The following is a 25,575-nucleotide window of genomic DNA, read 5'->3' as shown; positions in this document are numbered from 1 at the left end:
CATTAACCTTTCAGCAATTGAAGAACTTGCTGAGGCTGTTGGTTAGCTTGCGCAAGCATAGCTTGAGAAGCCTGAGTAAGGATGTTGTTTTTCGTGTACTCCATCATCTCAGAAGCCATGTCTACGTCACGGATACGTGATTCAGCAGAAGTCAGGTTCTCAGAAGAAGTACCAAGGTTGTTGATTGTGTGCTCTAAACGGTTTTGAACCGCACCAAGTTTAGCGCGCTCGCTTGAAACTGTGTCGATAGCTGTTTTGATTGTTGTAAGAGCAGTAGATGCTGCATCTGCGGAAGTAGAGATATCAATTCCTGCAGTAGCAGTCCCAACAGCAAGACTTTCAGAATCCATTTTATTAATTGAAAGTTTCATAGTTTGACCTTCATTGGCACCGATTTGGAAAGTCAGGTCAGTTGCTGTACCATCAAGTAATTTCTTTGTGTTGAATTCTGTGTCTGTAGAAATTCTAGTTACTTCAGAAGAAAGCTGATCCATTTCTTTTTGTAACTCAGCACGGTCAGAAGTAGTGTTCGTGTCGTTAGCCGCTTGTGTAGCAAGCTCGCTCATACGCTGAAGAATGCTGTGAGTTTCGTTTAATGCACCCTCAGCCGTTTGGATAAGAGAGATTCCGTCTTGAGCGTTTTTAGAAGCCATGTCTAAACCGCGGATTTGGGAACGCATTTTTTCAGAGATCGCAAGACCCGCAGCGTCATCACCAGCGCGGTTGATGCGAAGACCTGAAGATAATTTTTCCATGTTTTTTGCAGCAGAGTTTGAACCTGCATTCAGCTGACGGCTAGTGTTAAGAGCCGCGATATTGTGGTTGATTCTCATTTTGTATTTCCTCCCTGAATTGTTTTTCGCACGTCCTTGTGCATTTGCGCAGCGTCATTCTGAAGAAAATTTTTCCTCTCATTGGCTACACTATATATATCGGATGGCCGTTTCTATTGTTTATATTGAAAATAAAAAAATCCTCACTTTTTTTGTGAGGATAAGTTAAGTAATAAATCAGTATTAAAAGATACAGCTCTGTTGTTCTCTTCCAGGATCGACAAGTAGATTTCTTTCCTGTGAATATCTACGTGCTGAGGCGCTTCAATTCCCAGCTTCACTTGTTCTCCTTCGATGGCGATCACCTTTATTTCAATATCCGGCCCGATCTGAATGGACTCATTCACTTTTCTTGAGAGAACTAGCATGATCCTCCTCCTATCAGATGTTTTGTTTCATAGGAAGCATCATGTAAAATGATTTGTTTAGCCTTCATTTCCTTTTTATTGACGATAATCGGCGCTTTTAAATTGGCGGTCGTGTTTTCAAAAGGCTCTTCCAGCGTTAAAATCGCCATCACTTCGACGTCCTCTATATCTTCAATATGCAAAAGTTCAAGCGTCGCATGGTCAATGTCAAATTCGTACCCTTTAAAGAAAATAAACGGACTGGCGACAATAAAGGCGATGTGCTCCTGTTTGACAGACTGCAGCGCCAAAAACGGTGAATCTTCCGACAAAGGAAGAACAACAAATTGAGTCTCGTCATTAAATCCCGGCAGGCCGTTTTCAAATGAGATAATCTGCCCTTCGTCTATTCTGATTTCTCCGTGATATTTTGTTTTAATTATCATGCTTCACAATCCTTTACCACTTTCATCTTTTATTCTGCGTTGCCATCGTCTACCGAAATCGTCACCTTAGGGTCTTGCATCATATCAATCTGAACTTTCCCCGGCGTATAATTCCATACAGGTTTATTGACGGCTGCTTCAATTGAAGGTTTGCGGGCTTCAATATCAATCGTAAGCTTTGAAGGAATGCAGTCAATGTCGACGAGAAACTGCGCAGGCAGAAAGTCGCTGAATTCGCCGAATGGATCGGGCGGTCTGACATCTGCTGCCTGCCGGGCCATCACATTGCCCGTTTTCTTTTCGATAGCCGCCATTTCCTTCCCTTCCCTGACTGTTTTTGCAATAAACTCGCTGCAGGCTTCCGCACCTTTCTGGGCGGCTTCAGCGTTCAGCTTTTCAAATGATTTGAGATTCAAGTTCTCCCACGCCCTCGTCTGGTCAATCGTCAGTTTGGCCGGCGTGCTTTCAATGTTCAGCTCTGCCGGCGGCTGCTCGATTTCCAGGTCAGCGGGCGGCTGTTCCATCTCGATTTCTTCCTTTTGAAAGGTTATACCGATTTTAGCAGGCACACTGTCAATAATCAATCTCGGCATCTGCACAGAGACCCCTCCTGTTTATAGTATTTTAGTAAAAAAAGCGATCTCCCTGGTGTGAGTCGCTTTTTTATATATTGAAGACGATCAGTTATATTATTTCAGAAAGTCAATCAGTGACGGCTGAATGATATTCGCATTCACTGACAGCGCTGCTCTATGAACCGTCTGTTGAGATAAATAATCAACAATTACATCTTCCATTTCTACATCTTCATTATCGGACAATACTTTTTCAGCGGTTGCCGCTTGTGATTCCAATCTTGTCTGAATGAGTTCCAACCGGTTTGTGCGTGCGCCGATATTGGATTTTTCAGCATTCATTTTATCAGTAAAACCGTCAATATCTGACAGAATTTGATCTGAATCTGCTTCGGACAGCGTGCCTTTGCTTAAAGAAGCTTCTAAGGAGTTAAGAAATTCAAAAACATTATCTCCATTTTGTGCGACGCCTCCGAAAGCTGAGTTTGGATCAGAATTCACTTTCAGCACTGCTCCGTTCGAGATGTTGATGTTAACATCCGAAGCACCTGTATAATTCTCATAGTTGTACGTATATGTGCCGTCGGCATTTTCAGTGATCGGCGGGACGTCTGAATTTGTTCCGTTAAACAGATAACGTCCGTTTACCTGAGTATTCGCGACAGAAACGAGCTGCTTTTTCAGCTGGCCGATTTCTGTACCGATTGCTTTCAATTCTGTTTCACCGTTCGAATCACTTTTCGCCTGAACCATCAAGTCCCGGATTTTCCCCATAATATCCGTTTCCGAGTTTACGCTTGATTCCGAGTTTTCCAGCCATGTAAAGCCTTGCGAAACATTCCGCTGATACTGGTTTACCTGCGCAAGCTGAGTACGGTACTGCATTCCCTTCATTGCAACGACCGGATCATCAGAAGCTTTCGTGATTTTTTTCCCCGTAGACACTTGCTGCTGAAGCCGATCGAGCTTGTCATAACTTGAGCCGATAAATCGAAGAGAATTTTTTGCGATCATCCCTTGAGTTACTCTCATTTACTTATCTCCTATCTTCCTCCGGTGCCCATACCGTTAATAATTTTATCGAATATTTCATCCTGCATCGTTATAATCCGCGCAGCCGCATTATAAGCGTGCTGAAACTGAATCATATTTGTCATTTCTTCATCTAAAGACACTGCACTGACTGATTGTCTCCGTTCATCGGCTGAAAGAGTGTTGCTTTCAGAGTTGTTCATAAGATTGGCCGCTTTTTGTGAATTAACGCCCAGCTTTCCGATAAGGGATTCATAAAAGTCATTAATTGTAGTGGTTTCACCGTTAATAGTCAGCTTGCTGTTCTGTACGGCTGCAAGATTTGTCGCGTTTGTGCCGTCACTTTTTTCTCCGTTTAACGACGCTGCGATATTATCAGTAGACGCAAGGATTTTGTCACTGACTTTTATTTTCGCTGCCGCACCTTTTGCCGGCACCGCTTCACCACCGCTGAAATCAAAAAATGCTGCACCCTGTTCGCCTGTATAGGTCTTCCCTTTTTCATGAACTGCATTAAACGCGTCAGCAAAGGACAGCGCCATATTGTCAAGAGCCGTCAGCATTTCAGGATAAAGACCTTTTTCTTCTCCGTTTGACATATAGCCGTATGATTCAATAAGACCTAAAAGTGAGCCTTTTCCGGTAAATGCATCCGCATTCACCGTACTGCTGCCGACTGACACACTCGACACGAGGCCGCTGTCCTTGTCGTAGTTGATTTTCATTTCTGAAACTGTTTTTGTTTTACCGTCGAGCAGCGTACCGAGAGAATTGTTGTTCCCGTTCAGCAATTCGACGTTAACCGTGCCCTCAGCAGTCGCCAAGGCATGTCCGCCCGACTTATTATATGAAACTTTTATATTTGCCATAGAAGATAATTGATCAATCAATCTGTCTCTTTGGTCATACAAATCATTAGGGAGCATACCGCTCGGCTCAACTGCCGCTATTTGATTGTTAAGGTCATTCAGCTGATTGAGAATGGAATTGACCTGATCCGCTGTGTTATCCAGATTCTTTTTAATATCACCCTGAATGTTAGTCAAAGAGGTAGATATATAGTTAAAACTTTCGGCAAGAGATTTCCCCTGCTCCTGCAAAACTGAGCGCGCTCCCGTATTTTCCGGATTCGTCGCCAGATCCTGAAGGGCATTCCAAAACGAACTGAGCGATCCGTTTAATCCGTTATCGTCAAGCTCTTTCATGACGCCTTCCATTTGCGACAAGGAATTGGAACGGGCTGTATAGTACCCTAATTTTGTATTTTCAGTTCTGTACTGATAGTCTAAAAAACTGTCTCTGACGCGCTCAACTGAACCGGCTTTTACTCCTGTTCCGATTTGGCCGGCCGTCAGATCACTGTTTTTTGATACTGCGGGATAAGGGCTTGTCGATTGTAATGTGACGCGCTGCCTCGTATATCCTTCTGTATTTGCATTTGCAACGTTATTTGAAACTGTGCTCAATGCAGTCTGCTGCGCACTCAATGCACGCCTTGCTGTTTCCAGCCCCATAAAAGTCGATGGCATTGAAAATCCTCCGTTCTAAGCTTTTGAATCGAATAGTGTCAAACGGCTGACAGGCTTGCGCGCCGCTTGCGGCTCTTTATAATTCATATTCTCTTTTTCACCCGGCATGATCATATCGAATGCCCCGGAGATGAATTGTAAAGCCTGAATCGTGAGCTGTTTGTTCATCTCATTCACTTCTTTCAGACGGTCAAGAAGCGCAGACAAAGAGTGAAATAACCCTTCAAGCTCCTGTTTTTCACTGCCCGAAGTTCTGGAGATGCATGCAGCAATTGTATTGTCCTCACCGCGGCTGAGAAACTGAGAAGTTAACCTGATTCGTTCTTCCTCAGTCTGCCCGATTGCCTGAATATACTTTTGCTCTTTGGTCAATATGTTGGAGAGCTCTTTTGTTTTACCTGCTTTCAGCGCTTCCGTTTTCTCCTCAGACAGCGTGAGCAGATGTTCATGCAGTGCGCAAAGTCGCTTCAGTTGATCAATAATTGGCTTTGCTGACATTGGCTTTCTCCTTTTTATTGCTTTTTATAGAAATTTACTATGTTTTCAGCGATGCTGTTTGAATCTATTTTATATGTTCCGCTCTCTATATCCGCTTTAAGCTGAGCGATTTTTTCCTGACGTGTTTTAGTGACCGCATCTGACGCATTTTGAAGCTCTTTTGCATGAGAAGAAATTTCCACTTTGTCCTTCGGCTTTGCAGCCTCTTTTTGTACGGCTTGCTTTTCGTAATTTTTTTGGTATGGATTAACGGATTGTGTTCCGTACTGATTGATTTTCATAGGATTCCTCTCGCTTTCTGTTCGCAGTCTAATTCTTTTATCGACTGCGTTATCAGTTAGTTTAGGGAATCAGGTGTTTTTGGTATTATAGGCATAGTATGTGTCTTTTGTACTGTTTTTCTCTTCGAATTCAGCGGCTGTTTTTTGGTTCATATGGTCTAATTGCGACTCAATATCTGTCTGACAGGACTTGCAAAATTTCCCCGTCCTGATTGGATTTCCGCACCTTTCGCAAGGATATGCCAAATTCGGAAGCTGGCTGATCTGAATCCTTTTTTGTTTGATAAACTTGAGGATCAGCTCTTCATCCACACCTGTTTCCTCAGTGATCTGCTGCATCGTCGACTGTCTGTTGATCTGCTTTCTCAAAAATTTATAGACGGTTTCAAATGCTTTTTCTTCTTCTTTAATACATGCCTGGCACACGGTCTGCAGGTTCGTTTTAAAAAATAAAGCATTGCATTTTGGACAATTCGCCAATTCACCCATCGTATTAACTCCTATTCCTTCTTTAATCTGCCTTATATTTCTATCAATTATATCGGCAGAAAAAAAGAATGATTTAGCTCCTGATTAAAGTAAAAGAGGAGACCGATGACGCTTTGCCCGCTGTCAGCAGGACTTCGGCGGCTTGGTGAAGTGTGGCGCCCGTCGTATAAATATCATCTATTAAAATGACGTTCATACCTTCGGCGGAGTTTTCGGCTGCTGAAAACTTTTTTTCTGCAGACAGCCTGTCTGTTTTGCTCTTTTTGGATTGTTTTTCGTTGTTCAGTCGGATGAGGGGGGAAATGACGGGCATTCCGAGCAGAGAGGCCAGCAGCTCGGATTGATTGAATCCGCGTTCCGCCAGCCGTTCGCCGCTCAGCGGAATAGGGATGAGAGTATGTGTATTTGATGGATATGCCGCTTTAAAGCCGGCAGCAAAGTCACGTTCAAATGCTTGAATGATTTTCGCATCACCCCTGAATTTAAAACGGGCCAATGAGTCCTTCATCGCATCATTATACAAATATACCGAACGGTTTCGCCGCAGCAAAAAGCGCTTTTCCGTTTTTGATTCCCGGGCCGCACAATCAGCGCATTTTTCATTTGACTCCTGAGGCCTCCCGCATATACTGCATACGGGGCCTTCAATTTTTTCGAATTGGCTGCTGCATATGCTGCATACCTCTTGCTCGGGCGCCAGAGAAAACAGAGATCTCCAAGTCAATGAACTTGAAATTGGTGAGTCACACAATAAACAATTCAGAGATATTACGCTCCTTCCCGAGTTTCACAGAACTCGCTTGGATTAACCGAAACAATCGCCGCTGATTCAGCCAGAATGACAAGCAGCGCCGTATTTTTCTGTTTATCAACTATCTCTGCTTTTGCATAAGCAACTTTCTTTTTATCTGTAACATATGCCGGCTCAGCCCGGTTTAATGAAAGTGCCAGTACATCATTTTTGCATACCCGGCATGTGCATTTCATATGAAGCTGAGACATATGGCGGTCGAGAAGTTCCTTTAATACGATTTCTTTTGAATTGACAAGCATGCTGACAGCTCCTCATAGGAAAGTATGAGTATACTGTATCACGTTTTCTGAAATTAACTAGTCCAACAATTTACTTTTTTGTGCCAATTTGTTCATATGTTCTATATGTTTTTTTGCTTTTTTCATTCCGCTTGTGATTCCGAAATGAAACATGACGACATCACCGCTGAAATGTTTATAATGCCTTCCTGTTCTGCCCGCGATCTGTACGAGCGCGCTCTCAGTAAAGATAGGTGCTTCTGCGCCGAGGACACATGTCTGAACTTTGGGCACGGTAACCCCTCTTTCTAAAATCGTAGTCGTTACCAGCAGGTCAAGCCGGCCGTCTCTGAACCGTTTCACTTTATCCTTTCTGAATGTGTCTTCCGCATGAACGCCTTCTGCCCTTACATTTAATTTCTGAAAATAATCCGTTGTCTTTTTCAATACATGTACAGACGGAACGAATAAGAAAACCGGCAGCTGTGATTGAAGTTTTTGGCGGACCCAATCGGTTACAGAGCGCGGCAGTTTTCCTTTCTGAAGCTTCTTCTTCCAATTGCCGCACCACAAAAAACGCGGCTCCGGGAGGGGTTTCCGATGATATCTGGCCGGTATGCGGACGCTTTTCAGCAAACCGGCTTCAGCCTTCTTTTTTAATGTGTCTGAAGGAGTTGCCGTTACATAAACAAGGGCGCTGTTTTTCTTCCTCGCTTTATCAACAGCGAATCTTAATGTCTCATCGGCTGAAAAAGGAAACGCATCTACTTCATCTATTATCATGACATCAAAAATGTCTCGGTAGCGCATCAGCTGGTGAGCGGTTGAAATCATTAACGGAGTCAGACGGCCTTTGTCCTCGCTGCCGCCGTACAAAGCAGAAACTTCGACTTTCTCAAATGCTTTTTTCAGTCTCGGCAGCAGTTCAAGTACGACATCTGTACGCGGAGTCGCGACACAGACGCGCAAACCGTGATTCAGCGCAAACTCGATACCCGGAAACAGCATCTCTGTTTTCCCCGATCCGCAAACCGCCCATACTAACAGCTCTTGTCTCTCTTTTATCGCATCTGTAAGCGCGGCGGCCGCCCGCTTCTGTCCGTCTGTCAGTGTTCCTTCCCAAGAAAGCTTTACAGGTTCCCAGCTGTTTTCATAGGCCTGATTCCAATAATATAATGATGTCAGTTCATCAGCCCTTCCCATCATGACACAGGCACGGCAATAGGTAATCTGCCTTTTGGCAGAGGGCGCCCAAAATGCCGCAAAGCAGGCTTGATCAGACTGACCGCATCGTTGGCAGACGTAACGGTTTTTCCGGCGGATGATTGACGGCTCGGCCGTTATATATTCTTTTTCTATAAAACGCTTGATGCGCTGGTCTGAAAACGGTATCTCAGATCTCAATAAATGCCGGCCGTAAAAGAAATCCCGCACCTCTGAAAATTCTGAAGCACCTTCGGACATCTCCCTGCCTCCTTTCTGCTCAAAGTATGCCTTGTCGGGAACCCACTTGTCGAATTGCGAAAATTAAAAAATAAAAAAATCTCCGCCCTTGAAAACGGAGATTTTCACTTAGTTTTTAAAGCACCAGCCGATTCCGATGGCGCCTTCGCCCAAATGGGTTCCGATCACGGCACCGAAATAGCTGTTATAGAATTCGACATGAGGATATTTACCGCTTAACTCCTGTATAATATCCGCCGCTTCTTCTTCCCTGTTTGCATGGATGACAGCTGCCCGCATCGGGATTCCTTTACTTGCATCCTCCCCAAACAGCTCAAAAATTCTCGAAATCGCTTTTTTGCGTGTCCGAATCTTCTCAAAAGGAACAATTACCTTATTGTCAAAATGAAGAATAGGCTTTACCTTTAACAGACCGCCGATAAAAGCCTGAGCACTGCTTAGACGCCCGCCCCGCTGGAGGTGTGATAAATCGTCCACCATAAAATACGCACGGACTGTTTTTTTCATTTCTTCCAGCTCTTTTATAATCTCTTCCGGTGAGTCAACACCGTCTTTAATGAGCTGTGCTGCCTTTAACGCATAAAACCCTTGTGCTAAACAGCTGATCTCTGAATCAAAGGGATAAACTTTAATATGATCAACCATAGTGTTTGCCGAGGCGGCGCTGTTGTATGTTCCGCTGATTCCGCTGGACAAATGTATGCTTATGACTGCATCATATGTTTTGCCCAGTTCTTCGTACAATGCGATTAATTCACCGAAAGAAGGCTGAGACGTAGTCGGCAGCTCATCATGATTTTTTACTTCTTTATAAAAACTTCTCCAGTCGAGTTCTGTTTCTTCGCGGAATGTTTTTTCACCGAAAACCACTTGGAGAGGGATCATATGAATATGATGTTCTTCTCTCATCTCTTTCGGAATATATGCTGTACTGTCTGTTACAACTGCAATCTTCATCACTTTACCTGCCTTATTAAGTACTTAATAAGTATTTTAATAGATATGCAGCTGTAAAAAAAGACTTGCCATAACAGGCAAGTCTTCTCACACATGACTAACGCATCTCTACCCAGCCGTTTTTAATGGCCACGACAACGGCTTGTGTCCGGTCATTAACGTTCATTTTCTGCAAAATATTACTCACGTGGTTTTTCACTGTTTTCTCACTGATAAACAATGATTCACCGATTCCGCGGTTGCTTTTTCCGTCTGCAAGCATTTGCAGCACTTCACATTCCCGTCTCGTTAATATATGTAATGGTCTCCGGATTTCCGGGTAAACCTCATGCTGAGGATGAGCAGAAACTCCGCTTGTCGCAAGACGGCGGAATTCGTTGACAAGATTGTGGGTTACTTTCGGGTGAAGGTAAGAACCGCCCTCGGCTACCACTTTCACTGCTTCGATTAAAGTATCTGCGTCCATCTCTTTCAGGAGATAGCCTCTTGCACCTGTTTTTAAAGCATGAGTCACATAGTTTTCATCATCATGGATGGAGAGGATAATCACCTTAGATTCAGGGTACAGCTCAACAAGCTGTTTAGTAGCCTCTACTCCATTTACATTCGGCATATTGATGTCCATTATGACAACATCGGGATGATAATGCTCGACGATTCGAGCCGCCTCATCTCCATCGTCACCTTCTGCTACCACTTCAAAGGTAGGTTCAAAATCCAATATTCTTTTTACACCCTCACGGAATAGTTGATGGTCGTCGATAATAACAATATTTACTTTAGTCACACGCTACGCCTCCTTATCCTATTGTTCTATATACGCCGCTGTTCGGTCAATATGTCTTTTGGCTCTATTTAACAAATTATAGGCCGAGAGATAACGGAACCTTAATCATGATAAATGTCCCAAGACCTATTTTAGAGTCTATCGTTATCGTTCCTTCAAGCAGATCTACTCTTTCTTTCATTCCCAGCAAGCCGAATGACTTGTTTTTCTTTTGTTTAGCATCCTTAATATCAAAGCCTTTTCCGTTGTCCTTAATGATGAGAACGACAAAATCAGCGGTTACTTCCACTTTTACTGTAATTTCCTCTGATTCTGAATGCTTGAGTGCATTTGTGACGGCTTCCTGAGCGAGACGGAAAAGCGCCACTTCAAATTGCGGGGCAAGCCTTTGGTTCTCCGTGTCTCCGATACACTGAAAATGTATTTTCACCTTTCCGTTGTATTCTTCAGTTGTATAAAGATATTTTCTCAGTGTCGGAATCAGCCCGAGATCGTCCAATGCCATCGGTCTTAAATCATATATAATCCTTCTGACTTCGTAAAGGGCATTCCGCACATTCTGCCGCAGATTTCTGATTTCCTGAAATCCGTCCTCCGTGCCGCGGTCGCGGAAGATCCGTTCAATTAATTCCGATCTCATCATGACATTTGCCAGCATTTGCGCGGGACCGTCATGAATTTCTCTGGAAACTCTTTTTCTTTCTTCCTCTTGGGCTTCAATGATTCTTAAACCGAAATCTTGTTTAGCCTGCGCATCGGCAAGAAGAAGCCCTACTTGGCGAAGGTCTTGATTCAGGTAATTCAGAACGACGGTTATTTGGCTGACCAATGATTCTGACCGTTCAATGATTTCCTGAAGCCCCAAAAGCCGGCGTTCTAAATCATCTCTGCGCTCCCGCAGCTGCTTTTCACGCTGTTGGATCATCGTCAGTTCCACTTGAAGTTTGTGCGCCTTTTCATAGGCGTTGCGAATTTCTTCTTCGCTGAACTTATGGAAATTTCTGCTTACTTCAGACAAGCGGTTTCGTGCGTGCCGCGTATGAACTTCAAGTTTGTCGCCCAGCTCAATGACTTCGTAGACCTGCTGTTTGATCTGTTTGAGTTCTTCAACCAGCTGCTCATATTGCTGGCGCGACTGCTCTCCGATTTGAAAAACCTCGTCCTTGCTCCCGTCCACGGTTTTCAGCATTTTCATAAGTATAGAATCCAAAACTTTGGAGTCCATCTTCGATTTATTCATCTGTCTCCCTCCGTAACGGTGTTGTTATGTATTTTTATTATAAATGTAATTGAACTGCAATTTATGTCGAATTATAATGAAAGAATGCGTATATTCTAGAAAAAAACATTTTTATATAGTATCTTACTCTTTCATGATACCAAAATATGCGCAAAAATTCTAAAGTCTGTTCGAATTTGTAGAAACAAGTCTTTTAATGCTTGTCAGGAGGGTCCAGCAATCATGCTGCACAGCTATTTAACAGTTAAAGAAACGGGTGAACATGAGATTGTGATTGAAAAATCGCGTTTTATCTGTCACCTGAGCCGTGCTGCTTCTGAAGAGGAAGCGCAGGAATTTATACAAAAGATAAAAAAACAGCACTGGAATGCGACTCATAACTGCTCAGCTTATCTGATCGGCGAAACCGACCATATACAAAAGGCGAATGATGACGGAGAACCAAGCGGCACAGCCGGCGTCCCCATGCTGGAAGTGCTGAAAAAACGCGGTCTGAAAGATACCTGCGCGGTGGTTACCCGGTATTTCGGCGGAATAAAGCTCGGTGCAGGCGGATTGATTCGTGCATATGGGAAGTCAGTGTCTGAAGGCTTAAATCATATAGGAGTTACGGAGCGGAAGCTGATGCGGATTATGCATACATCAGCGGATTATACGTGGCTCGGCAAGATAGAGAACGAACTGAGAGAATCAGTTTTTTTACTGAAAGATATCCATTATGCGGATCATGTCGAATTTGAAACGTACGTTGAAGAAAAAGACAAAGACGAGTTTATAAAATGGATGACAGAACTGACGAACGGCAAGAGTAAGAATACAGAGGGAGAACTGACGTATTTAGAAACAGACGTCAGCCCTAAAGGAGACTAATGTAATGGCTGAACGTGTAAGAGTGCGTGTTCGAAAGAAAAAGAAAAGCAAACGAAAGATCATATTCAAACGGATTTTGCTGCTGCTTACCCTCGTTTTGTTAGTCGCTGCCGGGTTTGGCGGATACAAAGTATACAAAACGATCAATGCGGCAGATAATGCATATGATGCCCTTTCCCGCGGAGACAAATCAAAACTTCGGGATAAAGTCATCGATATGAAGAAAAAACCGTTCTCCATTTTGTTTATGGGGATCGAAAATTATGCCACAAGCGGAAAAGGCGGACGATCAGACTCTCTTATTGTCGTTACCCTTGATCCGAGAAATAAAACAATGAAAATGCTGAGTATTCCGCGTGATACGCGGGTGACGCTTGCCGGCGATACAACCGGTAAAAAATCAAAAATCAATGCGGCTTTTGCTAAAGGCGGGGCGGATGAAACCGTCTCAACCGTCGAAGACTTATTAGGCATACCGATTGATAAGTATGTCACTGTCGATTTTAACGGCTTTAAGGATGTTATTGATGAAGTCGGCGGAGTCAATGTAAAAGTGCCTTTTGACTTCGACGAGATGAGTGACGTCAGTAAAAAGAAACGGATCTACTTCAAGAAAGGAAACATGCATTTGAACGGTGAGCAGGCTCTGGCTTACGCACGCATGAGAAAGCAGGATAAACGCGGAGACTTCGGCCGTAATGACCGCCAAAAGCAAATCCTAAATGCACTGATCGATCAAATGTCTAAGGCTGGAAATATTGCTAAAATCGATAAAATCGCTGAAACAGCAAGCAATAATGTCCAAACGAATATTCGAATCACTGAAGGACTCGCCCTTCAGCAGATTTACAACGGCTTTACCAGCAAAAAGATTGATACACTGACCATAACAGGATCAGATTTATATTTAGGCGGCGGCGGAACTGCGTCTACGGGCGGAACGTATTATTTCCAGCCCGATCCGACCAATCTCGAAAAAGTACGGCAGGAATTGCAGAAACACCTGGATTACCCGTCCGGAAGCAGCACGGCGTCCGATCCTGCTTCTGACAGCACCGGAACGGACAGTACGACTGATTCGACTTCCGACAGCACAGGAACAGGCGGTACGGCTGATTCAACTTCCGGCAGCACAGGAACAAGCGGCACAACCGATTCAACCAACGGTACTGCTGGTGCAAACGGTACGGACAGCACACAGTCCGGCGGCACAACAGGCTATTAAGAGTAAACCCGATCCTTTGAGAAGGATCGGGTTTTTTTATATAATAAGAGAATAGCAGAATCCACAAAAAAGCAGACCATTCGCATGATCTGCTCTTTTTAATTTTTCTTCACCAATCTCTTGTAAAACTTGGTAAATGGTTTAAATTGTTCATTTACTAACCCTGTGACCTCTGCTATGATTTGCATAAATACAATCAATACAAAAATAATAAACAGCGAAAGCCATATGGTCGCGCTTTTCAGCAGGATGGCACTGACGCTGAAAATAAAGCCGATTAAATAAATGATAATGACAGCCGTGCGGTGTGACAGCCCGAAGGCCATCAGCCGGTGGTGTATATGTGACTTATCAGGCGCCGAAATCGGCTGTTTGTTTAAAATCCGCCTGATGACGGCGAATGTCGTATCAAAAATCGGCACGCCCAAAATGATGATCGGAATGATGATACTGAATAAAGTAACACTTTTATAAAGACCTAATAATGAGAGTACTGAGATGACGTATCCGAGAAATAGCGATCCGGTATCTCCCATAAATATCTTTGCCGGGTGAAAATTATAAAATAAAAATCCGAGTGTGCTTCCTATCACGACAAGTGAAAGTGACAGAATAAGGATTTTCCCTCCGGACAACGCCATAACGGCGATAGTGGAGAGTCCGATGACCGACAGGCCGGCAGCGAGTCCGTCCAAACCGTCAATCAGGTTCATCGCGTTCGTAATACCGACGATCCATAACACAGTCAGCGGGTAAGCGACCCATCCCAATTCTAAACGTTCCGTTAAAAACGGTACGGAGAAAAAGTCCATTTTCAGTCCCGTGCTCACAATCATAATGGCCACGGCCAGCTGGACGAAAAACTTTACCTTTGCGCTTAATTGGTATTTATCATCGAGGATTCCTAAAATAACAATAATAAACGCACCCACTGTAATGGCGGTCATTTTTGTTTCATTATATATGCCGGCCGCGAGCACACCCGCCGCTACGCCGATAAAGATGGCCAGGCCGCCCATACGGGGCATTATTTTATCATGTACTTTTCGGTTGCTGGGCTGGTCAACTGCACCTATTTTGATCGCAATTTTTTTTACGATAGGAGTTAGGATTAAAACCGTTAGCAGAGAGACAAAAAACGCAACAACTATGCGAAACATGCGTTCGTCAAGCATAAAGAAGTCTCCTTTGGAATTATATGAAGTCTTTTCTGATATTGAACCGTTCCTTCCATTATAATTCTTACTAGTTATTATAACAAGCATCATCAAAAAGAAACACGCAAATCAAAAAATGCGCTTTCCCTTTTAATGGGATTGCGCATTTTTCAATATACCCGTGCATTCGAGCATTCGGCCGAATAAAACATTCCAATCCCGTCTCCGGGCCAATTCACGGCGCAAAGCCTCATATGATCCGCTGCGGTCCGCTGCCAGAAGCGCGTCGCAGGCCGCGATGAAATCTGCGGGGTCACTGCCTTCAACGTATTCATAGACGAAAGGCCTTTTGATTTTTGACGTAGAAGAAAGGTTGCAGCCGACAACCGGTTTCCCGGCGGCTAAAAATTCAAAAAGCTTAAGCGGAAATACCGCGTCATTATAAGGTGAATTTTTATAAGGCATGATGCCGATGTCGACAAGCTGCATATAGGACGGCACTTCATTCGGCGCGGCAGGTCCCGTCCAGATGACATTCGGACGCTCTAGAAGCGACTTGAAATCCGGATCGTCCTGAGCCGTGTTCGGGCCTACCAATAAAATCGTCCAGTCAGGCCTCACATCTGCCGTTTCCGCCATAAGCGCAAAATCGAGCTTCGGTTTGATTCCGCCGATAAAACCGAGAACCGTTCCGTTCCGTCCCCGTAAAATGTCTTCATCCGGCTGTTTATTTTCCCGTGAAAACAGGTCATATTCCACTCCGTTTTCAATGGTGAACACTTTCTGGTGCGGGTTCTCCAGCTTTTTTCCGACCTCCTGGTGCAGACAGTCAGATGTACACGTAATGGAATCGGCACGCTGAATGATTCTCATTTCCGCCTGTTTAATGATGTTTCTTCTAACATTTGACAGCACCCCGGACCGGCCGCTGATCGGAGCGGCCCACAGATCACTGCAATCGTAAATCACTTCATCCCAAGGAAACATATCTGCCAGAAGCGGAAAACCGGGGAAGGTGTACCATAAGCAGCAGCGGGCCCCTTCTCCTTCTTCCTTCAGCATGTTCAACAATGGTGAAAGCTTATGCCTGTAGCACATGTCTGTATACCTGCCGAAGCGGAAAGCTTTTTGCCGCATGAGATCCTTTACAGTGAACTGCCGGATTCCCTCGGCGATCCCGGCCATCTGACCATCATTGGCTCGCGGAGACGGGCATACCCAAATGACGCTTTTCGTTTCTTTTTGCCGGGCGAGAAATTCAGCCAGCCGGTGCCGTCTGTATCTCAGCCGGTCATGCCCCCATTCCGCCGCTCCGACGATTACGTGAATAATCGGTTCCACCTTCATCACCCAGCTCCTCTGACGCCTACAGTCTTTTCAAGACCGCGTTTTTTGCATATTGCATAAAACACCACGAAGCCTTGATAAAATGCAGGCGCTCAATTTCTCTATAAACAAACCACGTTTTTTTTGCGGCTTTCCACTTGTTGCTTGAAATCGAATTCTGCACAAGCCTGTATTCTGAAAGGCACTCATTCAGGCCGTAAGCCGTAAATCCCCTTTTCAGCAGGGAAAGCCATGTCGCTAAATCCTGCCGCGTTCTGATATCAGGCATTTGAATCTGCCCCGTCTGCTCTCTGTCAATCATGACCGTTAAACATCCGATAATCGTGTTTTTTAAAGCTTCATCATATGACAGGCTTTCAGGGGCTTGAATCGTTTTGTCCGTCGGCGTTCCGTCCTGCTCCATGACGCTGTAGCCCGTAAATGAAAAAGCGCAGGACCGCTCTGCCATAAACGCAAGCTGTTTTTGAAGCTTTTCCTTTTTCCATCTGTCATCGCTGTCCAGAAATGCGACATAACGGCCCTTGGCATGTTTAAGGGCTGTATTTCTGGCAGCCGCGGCTCCCCCGTTTTTATCTAAATAAACGACGCGGATCCGCTCATCCTTTTGTTCATATTGCCGTAAAATATCTCTCGTTCCGTCCGTTGAACAATCATCCGCGATAATCATTTCCCAATGCGGGTGGCTTTGATGTAAAACAGACTGAATCGTGTCTTCGATATATTCACTTGCATTATAAGACGGTGTAATGACAGATACGAAAGGTTTCCAGTTTGTCATGGTCACATCTCCATCGCAGATTTTTACAAGGACTCTCTAAAAAACTCAGGAATGACAATGAACATAAATGCAACTGCAATGCCGATTAAAACGCCCAGAACCGCTTTCTTTTTCGGCGGCATGCCTTGTCCCGCCGTTTCATTCATCGGCTCTGAATTGATGATGCCGGCCGCTTTCAGGTTCAGCTGCGTATTTTTCAATTCGTATAAAAATCGTTCCTTATCCACTTTGGCGTCCGCGCTGACGGTTTCTCCTTCAAGCGCAGCAATACTCTGCCGCACTACTTTTGCCCGTTTTTCAAACAGGTCCTGATCATTCCTCAGAAAAGTTTTTATGACGGCTTGAAACACCGATTCGGTCTCCTGTTTGTTTTGGCCGCTGTAGCTGACCGTGATCAATGAATCTGATTGTGTTTCGACAGTCAGTTTACTTTTCACGGCCGCTCTTTCTTCGTCTGTTTTATCAGGTAAAGCCTGCTTTAAAAAGGCATCGCTCGTCAAAAGGAGCGGGATTTCTTTTGTATTGTTATAAAGCGGATGATCATAATTTCCCGCGGCGATCGCGGCTTCTGATGTAAAACTGCTGCCCCCGCTGATTTTTGACGGCAATACATATCCCGCTGCCCCTAACACAACGGGCAGCGCAATGATCCAAATGATATTCTTTTTGATACGCCGGGTTATTCTTGTCAACATATCCTTCATCTCGCATCTCCCTGTTTTTCATAGTACGCCGTGACGGCAGGCTCCTTTTGTAAACGCCTCAATATATTGACCGCCGCGATCACGAGCGAGAGAAATACCCAATGGAAAAATAAATTTGATACGGAGCTTGGGCTGATGCTGCTTACCAAAAAACCGGCCATCGCCGTGATAAGTCCTTCTGTGATCAGTCTTGACTGATTTTCCGATTTTCTTTCATGACATTTATAAAGTGTCCAAAAAAGGAACAAATAGACTGTCAGGTAACCGAGCATCGTAAGAACGCCGAAGTTCGCCATAATCTCGACGAGCCAGTTGTGCACCTCAACTACGCCGCCCGTATCATAAACGGGCTCTGCTTTTAAATAGTAAGAGACGTTTCCGGCACCCACTCCGAACCCCCAGGAATCAATCACATAGTGAAAGGCGTTTTTTAAAAGATTCGCCCTCGCGAGGTTGGAAGGAAGCGGATGCTGTCCCGGCACCGCCTGCGGAGCTGAAAACAGATTCAAGACGGCATTGGTGATACGGCCCGCAAATAAAACCGCAAACAGCGCCGCACCCGCTCCCGCTGCGTACAGCGCGAGTTTTTTCAACAGGGAAGGCAGCAGAATGAAGACGTATACAGCCGCCCCCGCGCATATGCCCAGCAGACTCGCGCGCGAACCGGTCAAAATGATTAAATACAAAGCGCAGATCGCAAAGAGCAGGCTGACGGCCTTCACATAGCCGTTTTTCATATTTTTCACCGCCGCCGCATACAGAAAGAAACTGATGCACAAAAACGTTGCGAAATCATTTTGATTAAAGAAAACGGACGTCGGATAATGCTGTTTGTACTGCGGGCCGTTATAAAGCGTGGAGCTCGGCAGATGGTGGTGTGTAAAATGATTGTAAAAGCCGATCGCCATCACAAAAATGGTCATCACAAGCCATATGCCGTAAAAAACCATCAGCTGATCAAAGCGCTGAATGAACATGACAATAAGATAAATCAAAAACATGCCCATTCCCATTAAAGCTAAATATTTAATCCCGTACGTCACGGATTTTGCCCACAATAACGATAGGAGGCCGTATGTAAACCATAAGGCGAAAAACATCAGAACCCCTTTTACATTCACCCGATTCCATCTGTCAATATGATGGCGGTTTGTCAGGATGCCGGCGACGTGAAGGGCGCCCGCTCCGATTAATAACAGCCGGTATATAAATAAGCTGAAAAATCCGAGATGGACCGCAAAGAAGGCCTGGTTTAAAAATGTACACGCGATCAGTATATAAATGAGCCCCATAAACATCTGACCGTTTGTTGTAAAGGCGGATAGCAAAGCAAGTCCGGCAATACCGATCGTGGCGGTAAGCAGCAGCACGGTGATTTTTCCGAAGCCGGCATCCGCCCTGACCGCCTCCAGCATGATGAATCCTCCTGTAATGAGAGCGGCAAGCAGCACAAGAACATGTGCCGCTGAACGTTTGATACTCACATGGCAAACCCCTTTCCAAAACCGGCAGCCGAGCCGGGCTGCCGAGAGCCTGAAGACAAATCTTTTTCTATCTTGCCAGTTCTTTTATTTGCCGATCGGCATGAACCGCCGGACGTCCGACGGAATGATAAGTGAATCCTGAAACCCTCATATATTCCAGCGGAAACATATTTCTGCCGTCAATGATGACCGGCTGTTTGAGCAGCTGCTTCACTCTCTGAAGATCCATCTCCTTGACTTCCGGCCAATCTGTTGTAATCAGGCATGCGTCCGCGTTTTTGATGGCACTGTACAGCTCTGTGTGATATTCAATGCCGCCGTCTCCTAATATCGCTGACGCTTCGGGAATCGCGATCGGATCATACGCTTTCACGTGAGCGCCCTGCTCTTTAAGACTTGTGATGATATCAAGAGCCGGGGCGGAGCGGACGTCATTTGTGTGCGGTTTAAAGGCCAGCCCCAGTACGGCCACGGTTTTCCCTTTTAAGGGACCGATTGTGCGGTTCAATTTTTCCGTAATACGGACCCGCTGCTTCTGATTGGTTTCAATGACGGCTTCCATCATTTGAAACGGATAGCCGGCGGCGTTTGCGATATGCAATAAAGCCGTTGTATCCTTCGGAAAGCAGGATCCGCCGAATCCGATGCCCGCCTGGAGAAATTTATTCCCGATCCGGCTGTCAAGACCGACGCCTTCTGACACGTGGGAAATGTCCGCCCCGACACGTTCGCAAATATTGGCGATATCGTTAATAAAAGATATTTTGGCGGCTAAAAAAGCATTTGCGGCATACTTAATCATTTCCGCGCTTTCAAGATTGGTCTTTACGATCTTCGTACGGAACGGCTTATGAAGCTCTTCAATGACCGAAGCGGCATGTTCGCTTGTGGCGCCGATGACCGCCCGCTCCATCTGCATCGTATCCCGCACCGCCGAACCTTCGCGGAGGAATTCAGGATTTGACGCGACATCAAACGGATATTTTCCCTTTGACGCTTCGCTGACGATTTGGTAAACGAGCTTTCCTGTCCCGACCGGAACAGTGCTTTTGGTGACAATGATTTTGTATCCGTTCAGCTGTTCTCCGATTGTTTGCGCCGCTGCCTTAATGTAGGTCAGATCGGCTTCACCCGTCTTTGACATCGGCGTACCGACGGCGATATAGATGATATCAGCGGCTTTCACAGCCGGCTCAATGCCGGCCGTAAAGGATAAGCGCCCGGCACTGACATTTTTTTCGGCTAATTCCTCAAGCCCCGGTTCATATATCGGGATGACTCCGTTTTGCAAGCTTCTGATTTTCGCTTCATTGATGTCACAGCAAGTCACATGATGGCCGATTTCCGCAAAACAAGTTCCAGATACAAGACCTACATACCCTGTTCCTAATACAGCGATTTTTTTCACAGCTTCATCCCTCTTTCGAAAGGTTCTCCTCTTGCCCGGCCCGGTTCATTACGGATCGGTATTTCTCTTTCAGCGTTTTCGCGTTTTGGCTTGCGTCAAAATACATGCGGACGGTTTGATAAAGTTCCTCGGCTGTTTGCGGCGTCCAAGCCTCTCCTTCGTCATATTGCAGAATCGATTCTGCCAGCGTCTCAGGTGAACCCGGCTTGATCAGCAACCCCCGGTGTTTCCCGAATAAAGAAGCCAATCCTCCGACATCGGTGCAGATCACCGGCACCTTCAGAGCGAGCGCCTCAATGACCACAGTCGGCATGCCTTCGCTGTAGGACGGCAGCGCCATTACATCCGAAGCCAGCAGATAGTCCTGTACCTTGTCGTTCGGCAATTGCCCCGTGACGATATGAGCGGCTTCACGCAATGAAGATGCGGCGGGACCGTCACCGACAAAGACGGCTTCATAACTTTCATCCAATGATTGAACGGCTTTTGATAAGTCGAAAACGCCTTTCTCTTTGACAAGCCTGCCGATGAACACGATCAGTTTTTTATCCGGAGGAAGGCCGAGCCGTTTTCTGACGGCTTCTTTCGTCTCGTTCCTTTTTCGGAAGGCGTCAAGCGTGATGCCGATCGGAAGCACGGTGCACTCCGCTTCGATAAGCTTTTTCATTTGTTCCCGCAGACTGCCGCTCACAGCGTAAATATCGGCTGCTTCCCGCACCGCAAATGTAAATGCGCGATGAGCGCTTTTGCTGTAATGCGGATAGACATTGACATCACTGCCATGCAAGGTCAGCACATACGGAATGCCTAAAGCCTTTGACACAATGGCGGCCGCTCCGCCTGACGGCATGGCGAAATGCGCGTGAATCAGATCGGGCTTCAGGCCATGATTTTTAATCGCGGAAAGAACCGATGACGCCATTCTTTTATGCGGCTGCGCCCATTTCAGCTGCCCGGGAACCGCCTGATAAAACGGCCGGTGGACGGACACGCCTTTCCGCCATTCATGCGCCGGCCTGATATCCTTTTGCCGATACGTCTTTTTCAGCACCCGGAATGGCGCGGGGAGTTTCGGCCGCGGACAAATGACGGTCATCTCCGCGCCAAGCTTTCTCAGTTCTTGGGCCTGCGTCTCATGAAAAACGCCTTCTCCCGGCTTCTCACTGCTCGGATAGACACTTGTCATCCACAATACCTTCATAGCAAACGTCCTTTTCTTAATTTACTTTTCATATGCGGATAAGCTTTTCCTAACAGGAATAAATAACACAACGCGCCGCAGGCTACGGAGATCGCCAGCCGCAGCTTGACATCAAGGCTGATCCGCTCCGTGCCGAAGCTGGCTGTAAAAGCGATGACACCCATTGCCGCCGTAAGCAGAAACGGTTTGGCCACGGCTTTGAAGTAAGCCGACAGCCGCAGCTTAATGACATATGCCAACAGCCAGCGCCCGATCAGGAAATTCAGGATGCTGATGAAAGCGTACGTCCAGGCTACCGTCAAGAGATTTCCGGACAGCACGGCGGCGTACAAAGATGCACCATACAGCAGCATCACCCCGGCGTCCCAATAAAACGCCAGATCGGCCCGCCCTTTTGCGAGCAGCACAGATCCGTTCGGATTCATCAGAACCCTTAATATCCCGACGATGGCGAGAACATTTAAAACCGGGACAGCCGACAGCCATTTTTCTCCGAATACCGAAGCCACGAATGCATCCGACACTGAAACCAAACCGAGCAAAAGCGGAAAGGATATCAGCGCGAGTATTTTGGTCATATTGAGAAATCCTTCTCTGATAACGCTGTTTTCATGCTTGTTTTTCGCAAAGACGGGAAACGCGACTCTCGTAATGATCGGATTAATTTTTAATACCGGAAGCGTGACAATCTGGTAGGCCAGATTGTAAATGCCGAGCGCCTCAGCGCCGATAAAACTGCCGATCAGAATCATATCAATATTCGCTCCGAGCCGGTTCACAAGCCGGGAAGACAGCTGAAAGGCCCCGAAAGAAAAGAAGCCTTTCATTCCTTTCAGATCAAAAACCAACGCCGGTCTCCATGTTTTTCTGCAGGCCATCCAGTACAGAATACCTTTTGACGATTGCAGGAGCACCTGGGAAATCACATAGGCGAGAATCGGGTCCGTATAAAAAACCGCGGCCGCCAAATACACGAAGGACAGCACATTTGAAAAGATTTCAATCTTGCTTAACGTGTTAAATGCCAGCGCTTTTTGCAGCATATACTGGTATTGCTGACCGATCGGCGCGATTAAAAACATGACGGCCAGCACGCGGATTAAATAGACAAGCTCCTCCCGCCGATAAAAATCGGCGATGAGCGGACTGCTGAAAAACAGCAGCGCAAACAGCGCAAGCCCCGTTATGATATTCAGCCAGTACAAGGAAGACATCTGTTTATCAGTCACATGATCTTTTTGAATGAGCGCGGCGCCAAAACCCATATCCAGCGCAATTTGGGCAAACACCACTACCGTTGTGATCATGCCGACAAGGCCGAATTCAGCCAGTGACATGACCCGCCCGAGCAGGGCGAATTGGACGATTTGAATGACCGTAATACACGCTGTCGAAATACTTGTCCATTTGGCGCCGCTCAAGATTTGATTTGTAATACTAGGCATCGTTTTCCCTACTTTTTTGTCTGCTGACCAGAATTTTTATCGCGCCCCGTCACCGGTCCAGATCACTTTGCACGTTTTGAGCATAATCTTCAGTTCCAATGAAAAGGTCAGGTTGCGGATATAATATAAGTCAAACATCAGTTTTTCCCTCGGTGTCATGTCATATCCCCCGTTGACCTGCGCCCAGCCGCTTAATCCCGGCTTAACGGCCAGCCGCTCCGTAAACCCCGGAATCTCAGCCTGAAACTGTTCCGTAAACACGGGACGCTCGGGACGCGGGCCGATCAGGCTCATTTCTCCCCGAAGCACATTTACCAGTTGCGGCAGCTCATCAATACGGGTCCTTCTGATAAAAGCGCCGACCTTTGTCACGCGGGGATCCTTTTTCAGCGCCCAGACCGCCCCCGATTTTTCAGCATCTATTTTCATAGAGCGGAGCTTATACAAATAAAACGGCTTCCCGTCTTTGCCTACCCGCTCCTGCTTATAAAAAGCCGGGCCGGGCGACTCCAAACGAATCAGTATGGAGAACAGGCCCATCACCGGGAGCGCCGCCAAAAGCCCCGCAAGCGCAAACACAATGTCCATGAATCGCTTAAAAGCCAAATAACGGGCCGTTCTTTCCGTAACGGCAGCGGAAGTCCCCTGCCGCACTGCATAGTTATTATTTACATTCATGCTTTTCTCTGCTCCCACTGACACACACCTCACGATTTGTTGGGATGTTTGATGACCTATGCCGTGAGTTTAGCAGATGGATGTTAATTGGAAGTAAAGGAAGCGTTAATGTTTATTAGAATGTTTCGATTATTGTTTTTTTATTGTAAATCTATTCATATCCATAAACGGCGGTTACTATAATTGAAAAGGATCACAATGAAAAAGCCTGCCGGTCAATTTTGACCAGCAGGCTCGTACACAAATATATAAAAGTTTTACTTATAATAAGACACGATTCCATCATTGATGGCTGCAGCTGCCTTTTCCTTATAGGATGCTTGCTTTAATTTACTTGCATCAGACGGATTCGTAATAAAAGCCGTCTCTACTAATACACTAGGCATTTTGGAATACTTAATGACATAGAACGGAGCTGTTTTAACCTCTCTGTCTCTTGTTTTTAATGCATTAACAACCCTAGGCTGAATTTGTCCTGCCAGGCGTTTGCTTGCAGCGGCTTGATATGTCTCATCATAGTAGGTCTCAGTTCCGTTTGCAGAAGTTGCATCATTTGCATTGCCGTGAACGCTGATGAATAAATCCGCTCCTGCGGTTGCACCTTTATTTACCCTTTCCTGCAAGGAATAAAATGTATCATTAGACCTCGTCATGACCGGCAGAGCACCTGAAGCATTTAATTTTGTATTCAGCCTTTTAGCGATATCAAGATTGACGTCTTTTTCTAAAATGCCGTTACCTATAGAACCGGAATCTTTTCCTCCATGACCCGGATCAATTAAAATTGTTTTTCCTGCTGCCGGATTTTTCAGCTGGTTTGCAACATTTGAGCTGACAGCCGGGGTATTCCCGATAATGGTAAAGCTGCTTAATTTTTTTCTCCCGATGATGACTCTTGTTTCTTTTGAAAGATTGCTGCCGTTTGTCAGAATGATAGATTGTTTTTTCTTTGCAGCAAGAGCAGCACCCGCTATGGAGTCTGCATACCCGAAACCATTGCTGACGAATACATTGCCTGTCGGAAGATTTAATTGCTGAACTAGATTGGCCGCAAGTTCGTATCGATTGCTTCCGCTGATTCTTTTTGGAGAAGGAAGTTTATTAAAGACAGAGGCATTTATGCTCCCGGTTCCCCCTGCTACAATAGAGCTTTTGATCCCCTTGCTTTTTATAGCTCCTGCTGTCGCACTGTTGATATCTGTTTGATTCGTAAACAAAATTGGATATCCGTTCATTGCGGCATATGGAATTGCAGCTATTGCGTCAGCATATAAAAATCCGTTTGCAATAACGGCTTTTGAAGCGGCAGGCATTTCCTTTGCTACTTTAGCTGCCGTATCATATCGGTTGCTTCCTGAAATTCTCTTAACACTGATGCCGAGCGCTTTGATTTGATTTGCTGTATTTGCTGACACAGCAGGCGTTCCGCCGACAATAATGACCGTTTTTGTTTTTAATTCTTTCAGACGGGTTTTCGTCTCTGATGACAAATTATCTTTGTTTGTGTAAAGCAGCGGCGCATTTTTCTGATATGCCATCGGGGCAGCAGATATAGCATCTGCATACGAACCTCCGCCGACGACAACAGCTGTACTCGCTGTTGAATACACCTGCTTGGAAAGCGCAGCAGCCGTACCGTACCTGTTGCTTCCCCCTACTCTTTTAACCGCGTTGTCAGCTAAGGCTGACGGGATAAATAAGATGAGTCCAAGCATAGAAATGATCAGGACTTTAAGATAAGAACGCAATTGCCTTCCTCCTGCTCTCG

27 protein-coding genes are annotated in these 25,575 nt (G+C 45.6%); 2 read left to right on the top strand and 25 right to left on the bottom strand.

Going from position 1 to position 25,575, the window contains the following annotated elements; all coding sequences use genetic code 11:
* Positions 1 to 2 precede the first annotated feature (2 nt).
* The 15 genes from hag to degS all read right to left on the bottom strand — a co-directional run bounded on the left by hag (position 3) and on the right by degS (position 11,510).
* Positions 3 to 833 carry a flagellin Hag gene (hag, locus tag NQS30_RS01385; protein WP_007614094.1) on the bottom strand — a complete coding sequence of 277 codons (831 nt, stop codon included), beginning with the start codon at positions 831 to 833 and terminating at the stop codon, positions 3 to 5.
* Positions 834 to 976: 143 nt separating this feature from the next.
* Positions 977 to 1,201 (bottom strand): carbon storage regulator CsrA, encoded by a 225-nt coding sequence (csrA, locus tag NQS30_RS01380; RefSeq protein WP_003151402.1) that lies wholly within the window; start codon positions 1,199 to 1,201, stop codon positions 977 to 979.
* On the bottom strand, positions 1,195 to 1,626 hold the full coding sequence (gene fliW / locus NQS30_RS01375; protein WP_007407475.1) for a flagellar assembly protein FliW: 432 nt from the start codon (positions 1,624 to 1,626) through the stop codon (positions 1,195 to 1,197). Before fliW ends, csrA begins: the two co-directional genes overlap by 7 nt.
* A gap of 29 nt (positions 1,627 to 1,655) precedes the next feature.
* Entirely contained in the window at positions 1,656 to 2,225 is a 570-nt protein-coding gene (locus tag NQS30_RS01370) for a DUF6470 family protein (protein WP_007407476.1), read from the bottom strand.
* Positions 2,226 to 2,315: 90 nt separating this feature from the next.
* Positions 2,316 to 3,233, bottom strand: coding sequence for a flagellar hook-associated protein FlgL (flgL, locus tag NQS30_RS01365; protein ID WP_007407477.1), 918 nt, complete (start codon positions 3,231 to 3,233; stop codon positions 2,316 to 2,318).
* An 11-nt stretch (positions 3,234 to 3,244) separates the two neighbouring features.
* A complete protein-coding gene (gene flgK / locus NQS30_RS01360) occupies positions 3,245 to 4,762 on the bottom strand; it encodes a flagellar hook-associated protein FlgK (RefSeq protein ID WP_025285351.1) in 1,518 nt (505 codons plus the stop codon).
* A 15-nt stretch (positions 4,763 to 4,777) separates the two neighbouring features.
* Entirely contained in the window at positions 4,778 to 5,260 is a 483-nt protein-coding gene (locus NQS30_RS01355; RefSeq protein ID WP_003151394.1) for a flagellar protein FlgN, read from the bottom strand.
* A 14-nt stretch (positions 5,261 to 5,274) separates the two neighbouring features.
* Positions 5,275 to 5,541 (bottom strand): flagellar biosynthesis anti-sigma factor FlgM, encoded by a 267-nt coding sequence (flgM, locus tag NQS30_RS01350; protein ID WP_003151393.1) that lies wholly within the window; start codon positions 5,539 to 5,541, stop codon positions 5,275 to 5,277.
* Between the two features lie 69 nt (positions 5,542 to 5,610).
* Entirely contained in the window at positions 5,611 to 6,030 is a 420-nt protein-coding gene (locus NQS30_RS01345; RefSeq protein ID WP_012118571.1) for a TIGR03826 family flagellar region protein, read from the bottom strand.
* A 73-nt stretch (positions 6,031 to 6,103) separates the two neighbouring features.
* Positions 6,104 to 6,793 carry a phosphoribosyltransferase family protein gene (locus tag NQS30_RS01340; RefSeq protein ID WP_199022660.1) on the bottom strand — a complete coding sequence of 230 codons (690 nt, stop codon included), beginning with the start codon at positions 6,791 to 6,793 and terminating at the stop codon, positions 6,104 to 6,106.
* 5 nt (positions 6,794 to 6,798) lie between these two features.
* Positions 6,799 to 7,083 carry a late competence protein ComFB gene (gene comFB, locus NQS30_RS01335; protein WP_007407481.1) on the bottom strand — a complete coding sequence of 95 codons (285 nt, stop codon included), beginning with the start codon at positions 7,081 to 7,083 and terminating at the stop codon, positions 6,799 to 6,801.
* A gap of 57 nt (positions 7,084 to 7,140) precedes the next feature.
* Entirely contained in the window at positions 7,141 to 8,526 is a 1,386-nt protein-coding gene (locus tag NQS30_RS01330) for an ATP-dependent helicase ComFA (RefSeq protein WP_124692700.1), read from the bottom strand.
* Between the two features lie 108 nt (positions 8,527 to 8,634).
* Positions 8,635 to 9,483: a DegV family protein gene (locus NQS30_RS01325; protein ID WP_003151387.1), complete on the bottom strand. Its 849-nt coding sequence runs from the start codon at positions 9,481 to 9,483 to the stop codon at positions 8,635 to 8,637.
* Between the two features lie 97 nt (positions 9,484 to 9,580).
* Positions 9,581 to 10,270 (bottom strand): two-component system response regulator DegU, encoded by a 690-nt coding sequence (gene degU, locus NQS30_RS01320; RefSeq protein WP_003219701.1) that lies wholly within the window; start codon positions 10,268 to 10,270, stop codon positions 9,581 to 9,583.
* A gap of 76 nt (positions 10,271 to 10,346) precedes the next feature.
* Positions 10,347 to 11,510 carry a two-component sensor histidine kinase DegS gene (degS, locus tag NQS30_RS01315; protein ID WP_007407484.1) on the bottom strand — a complete coding sequence of 388 codons (1,164 nt, stop codon included), beginning with the start codon at positions 11,508 to 11,510 and terminating at the stop codon, positions 10,347 to 10,349.
* A 222-nt stretch (positions 11,511 to 11,732) separates the two neighbouring features.
* Between degS and NQS30_RS01310 the strand changes: the two genes are divergently transcribed.
* On the top strand, positions 11,733 to 12,380 hold the full coding sequence (locus tag NQS30_RS01310; protein WP_007614107.1) for a YigZ family protein: 648 nt from the start codon (positions 11,733 to 11,735) through the stop codon (positions 12,378 to 12,380).
* Positions 12,381 to 12,384: 4 nt separating this feature from the next.
* A complete protein-coding gene (locus NQS30_RS01305; RefSeq protein ID WP_007407486.1) occupies positions 12,385 to 13,605 on the top strand; it encodes an LCP family protein in 1,221 nt (406 codons plus the stop codon).
* A 98-nt stretch (positions 13,606 to 13,703) separates the two neighbouring features.
* On the opposite strand, the gene NQS30_RS01300 is transcribed toward NQS30_RS01305, so the two are convergent.
* The 10 genes from NQS30_RS01300 to NQS30_RS01255 form a co-directional block, all read right to left on the bottom strand.
* On the bottom strand, positions 13,704 to 14,780 hold the full coding sequence (locus NQS30_RS01300; protein ID WP_003151382.1) for a glycosyltransferase family 4 protein: 1,077 nt from the start codon (positions 14,778 to 14,780) through the stop codon (positions 13,704 to 13,706).
* 132 nt (positions 14,781 to 14,912) lie between these two features.
* The gene (gene tuaH / locus NQS30_RS01295; RefSeq protein ID WP_218791395.1) at positions 14,913 to 16,109 is read right to left on the bottom strand and encodes a teichuronic acid biosynthesis protein TuaH; all 1,197 of its coding nucleotides are present in this window, start codon (positions 16,107 to 16,109) and stop codon (positions 14,913 to 14,915) included.
* Positions 16,110 to 16,128: 19 nt separating this feature from the next.
* The gene (gene tuaG, locus NQS30_RS01290; protein WP_003151380.1) at positions 16,129 to 16,887 is read right to left on the bottom strand and encodes a teichuronic acid biosynthesis protein TuaG; all 759 of its coding nucleotides are present in this window, start codon (positions 16,885 to 16,887) and stop codon (positions 16,129 to 16,131) included.
* A 23-nt stretch (positions 16,888 to 16,910) separates the two neighbouring features.
* The gene (gene tuaF / locus NQS30_RS01285) at positions 16,911 to 17,591 is read right to left on the bottom strand and encodes a teichuronic acid biosynthesis protein TuaF (RefSeq protein ID WP_025285357.1); all 681 of its coding nucleotides are present in this window, start codon (positions 17,589 to 17,591) and stop codon (positions 16,911 to 16,913) included.
* The gene (gene tuaE / locus NQS30_RS01280) at positions 17,588 to 19,075 is read right to left on the bottom strand and encodes a teichuronic acid biosynthesis protein TuaE (protein ID WP_069006926.1); all 1,488 of its coding nucleotides are present in this window, start codon (positions 19,073 to 19,075) and stop codon (positions 17,588 to 17,590) included. Before tuaE ends, tuaF begins: the two co-directional genes overlap by 4 nt.
* 67 nt (positions 19,076 to 19,142) lie before the next feature.
* Entirely contained in the window at positions 19,143 to 20,483 is a 1,341-nt protein-coding gene (gene tuaD, locus NQS30_RS01275) for a UDP-glucose 6-dehydrogenase TuaD (protein ID WP_015240692.1), read from the bottom strand.
* Positions 20,484 to 20,487: 4 nt separating this feature from the next.
* Positions 20,488 to 21,684 (bottom strand): teichuronic acid biosynthesis protein TuaC, encoded by a 1,197-nt coding sequence (tuaC, locus tag NQS30_RS01270; RefSeq protein ID WP_015240693.1) that lies wholly within the window; start codon positions 21,682 to 21,684, stop codon positions 20,488 to 20,490.
* Positions 21,681 to 23,129 (bottom strand): teichuronic acid biosynthesis protein TuaB, encoded by a 1,449-nt coding sequence (gene tuaB, locus NQS30_RS01265; protein ID WP_015240694.1) that lies wholly within the window; start codon positions 23,127 to 23,129, stop codon positions 21,681 to 21,683. The genes tuaC and tuaB overlap by 4 nt, the downstream gene beginning before the upstream one ends.
* Positions 23,130 to 23,165: 36 nt before the next feature.
* Complete coding sequence (locus NQS30_RS01260; RefSeq protein ID WP_003151373.1) at positions 23,166 to 23,825, bottom strand: exopolysaccharide biosynthesis polyprenyl glycosylphosphotransferase; 660 nt, start codon at positions 23,823 to 23,825, stop codon at positions 23,166 to 23,168.
* Positions 23,826 to 24,064: 239 nt separating this feature from the next.
* On the bottom strand, positions 24,065 to 25,555 hold the full coding sequence (locus tag NQS30_RS01255) for an N-acetylmuramoyl-L-alanine amidase (protein WP_015240695.1): 1,491 nt from the start codon (positions 25,553 to 25,555) through the stop codon (positions 24,065 to 24,067).
* Positions 25,556 to 25,575: the final 20 nt, after the last annotated feature.

The sequence above is a fragment of the Bacillus sp. B1(2022) genome, from assembly GCF_040259625.1.
Taxonomy (GTDB): domain Bacteria; phylum Bacillota; class Bacilli; order Bacillales; family Bacillaceae; genus Bacillus; species Bacillus velezensis.
This window is presented reverse-complemented; position numbering and strand designations above follow the sequence as displayed.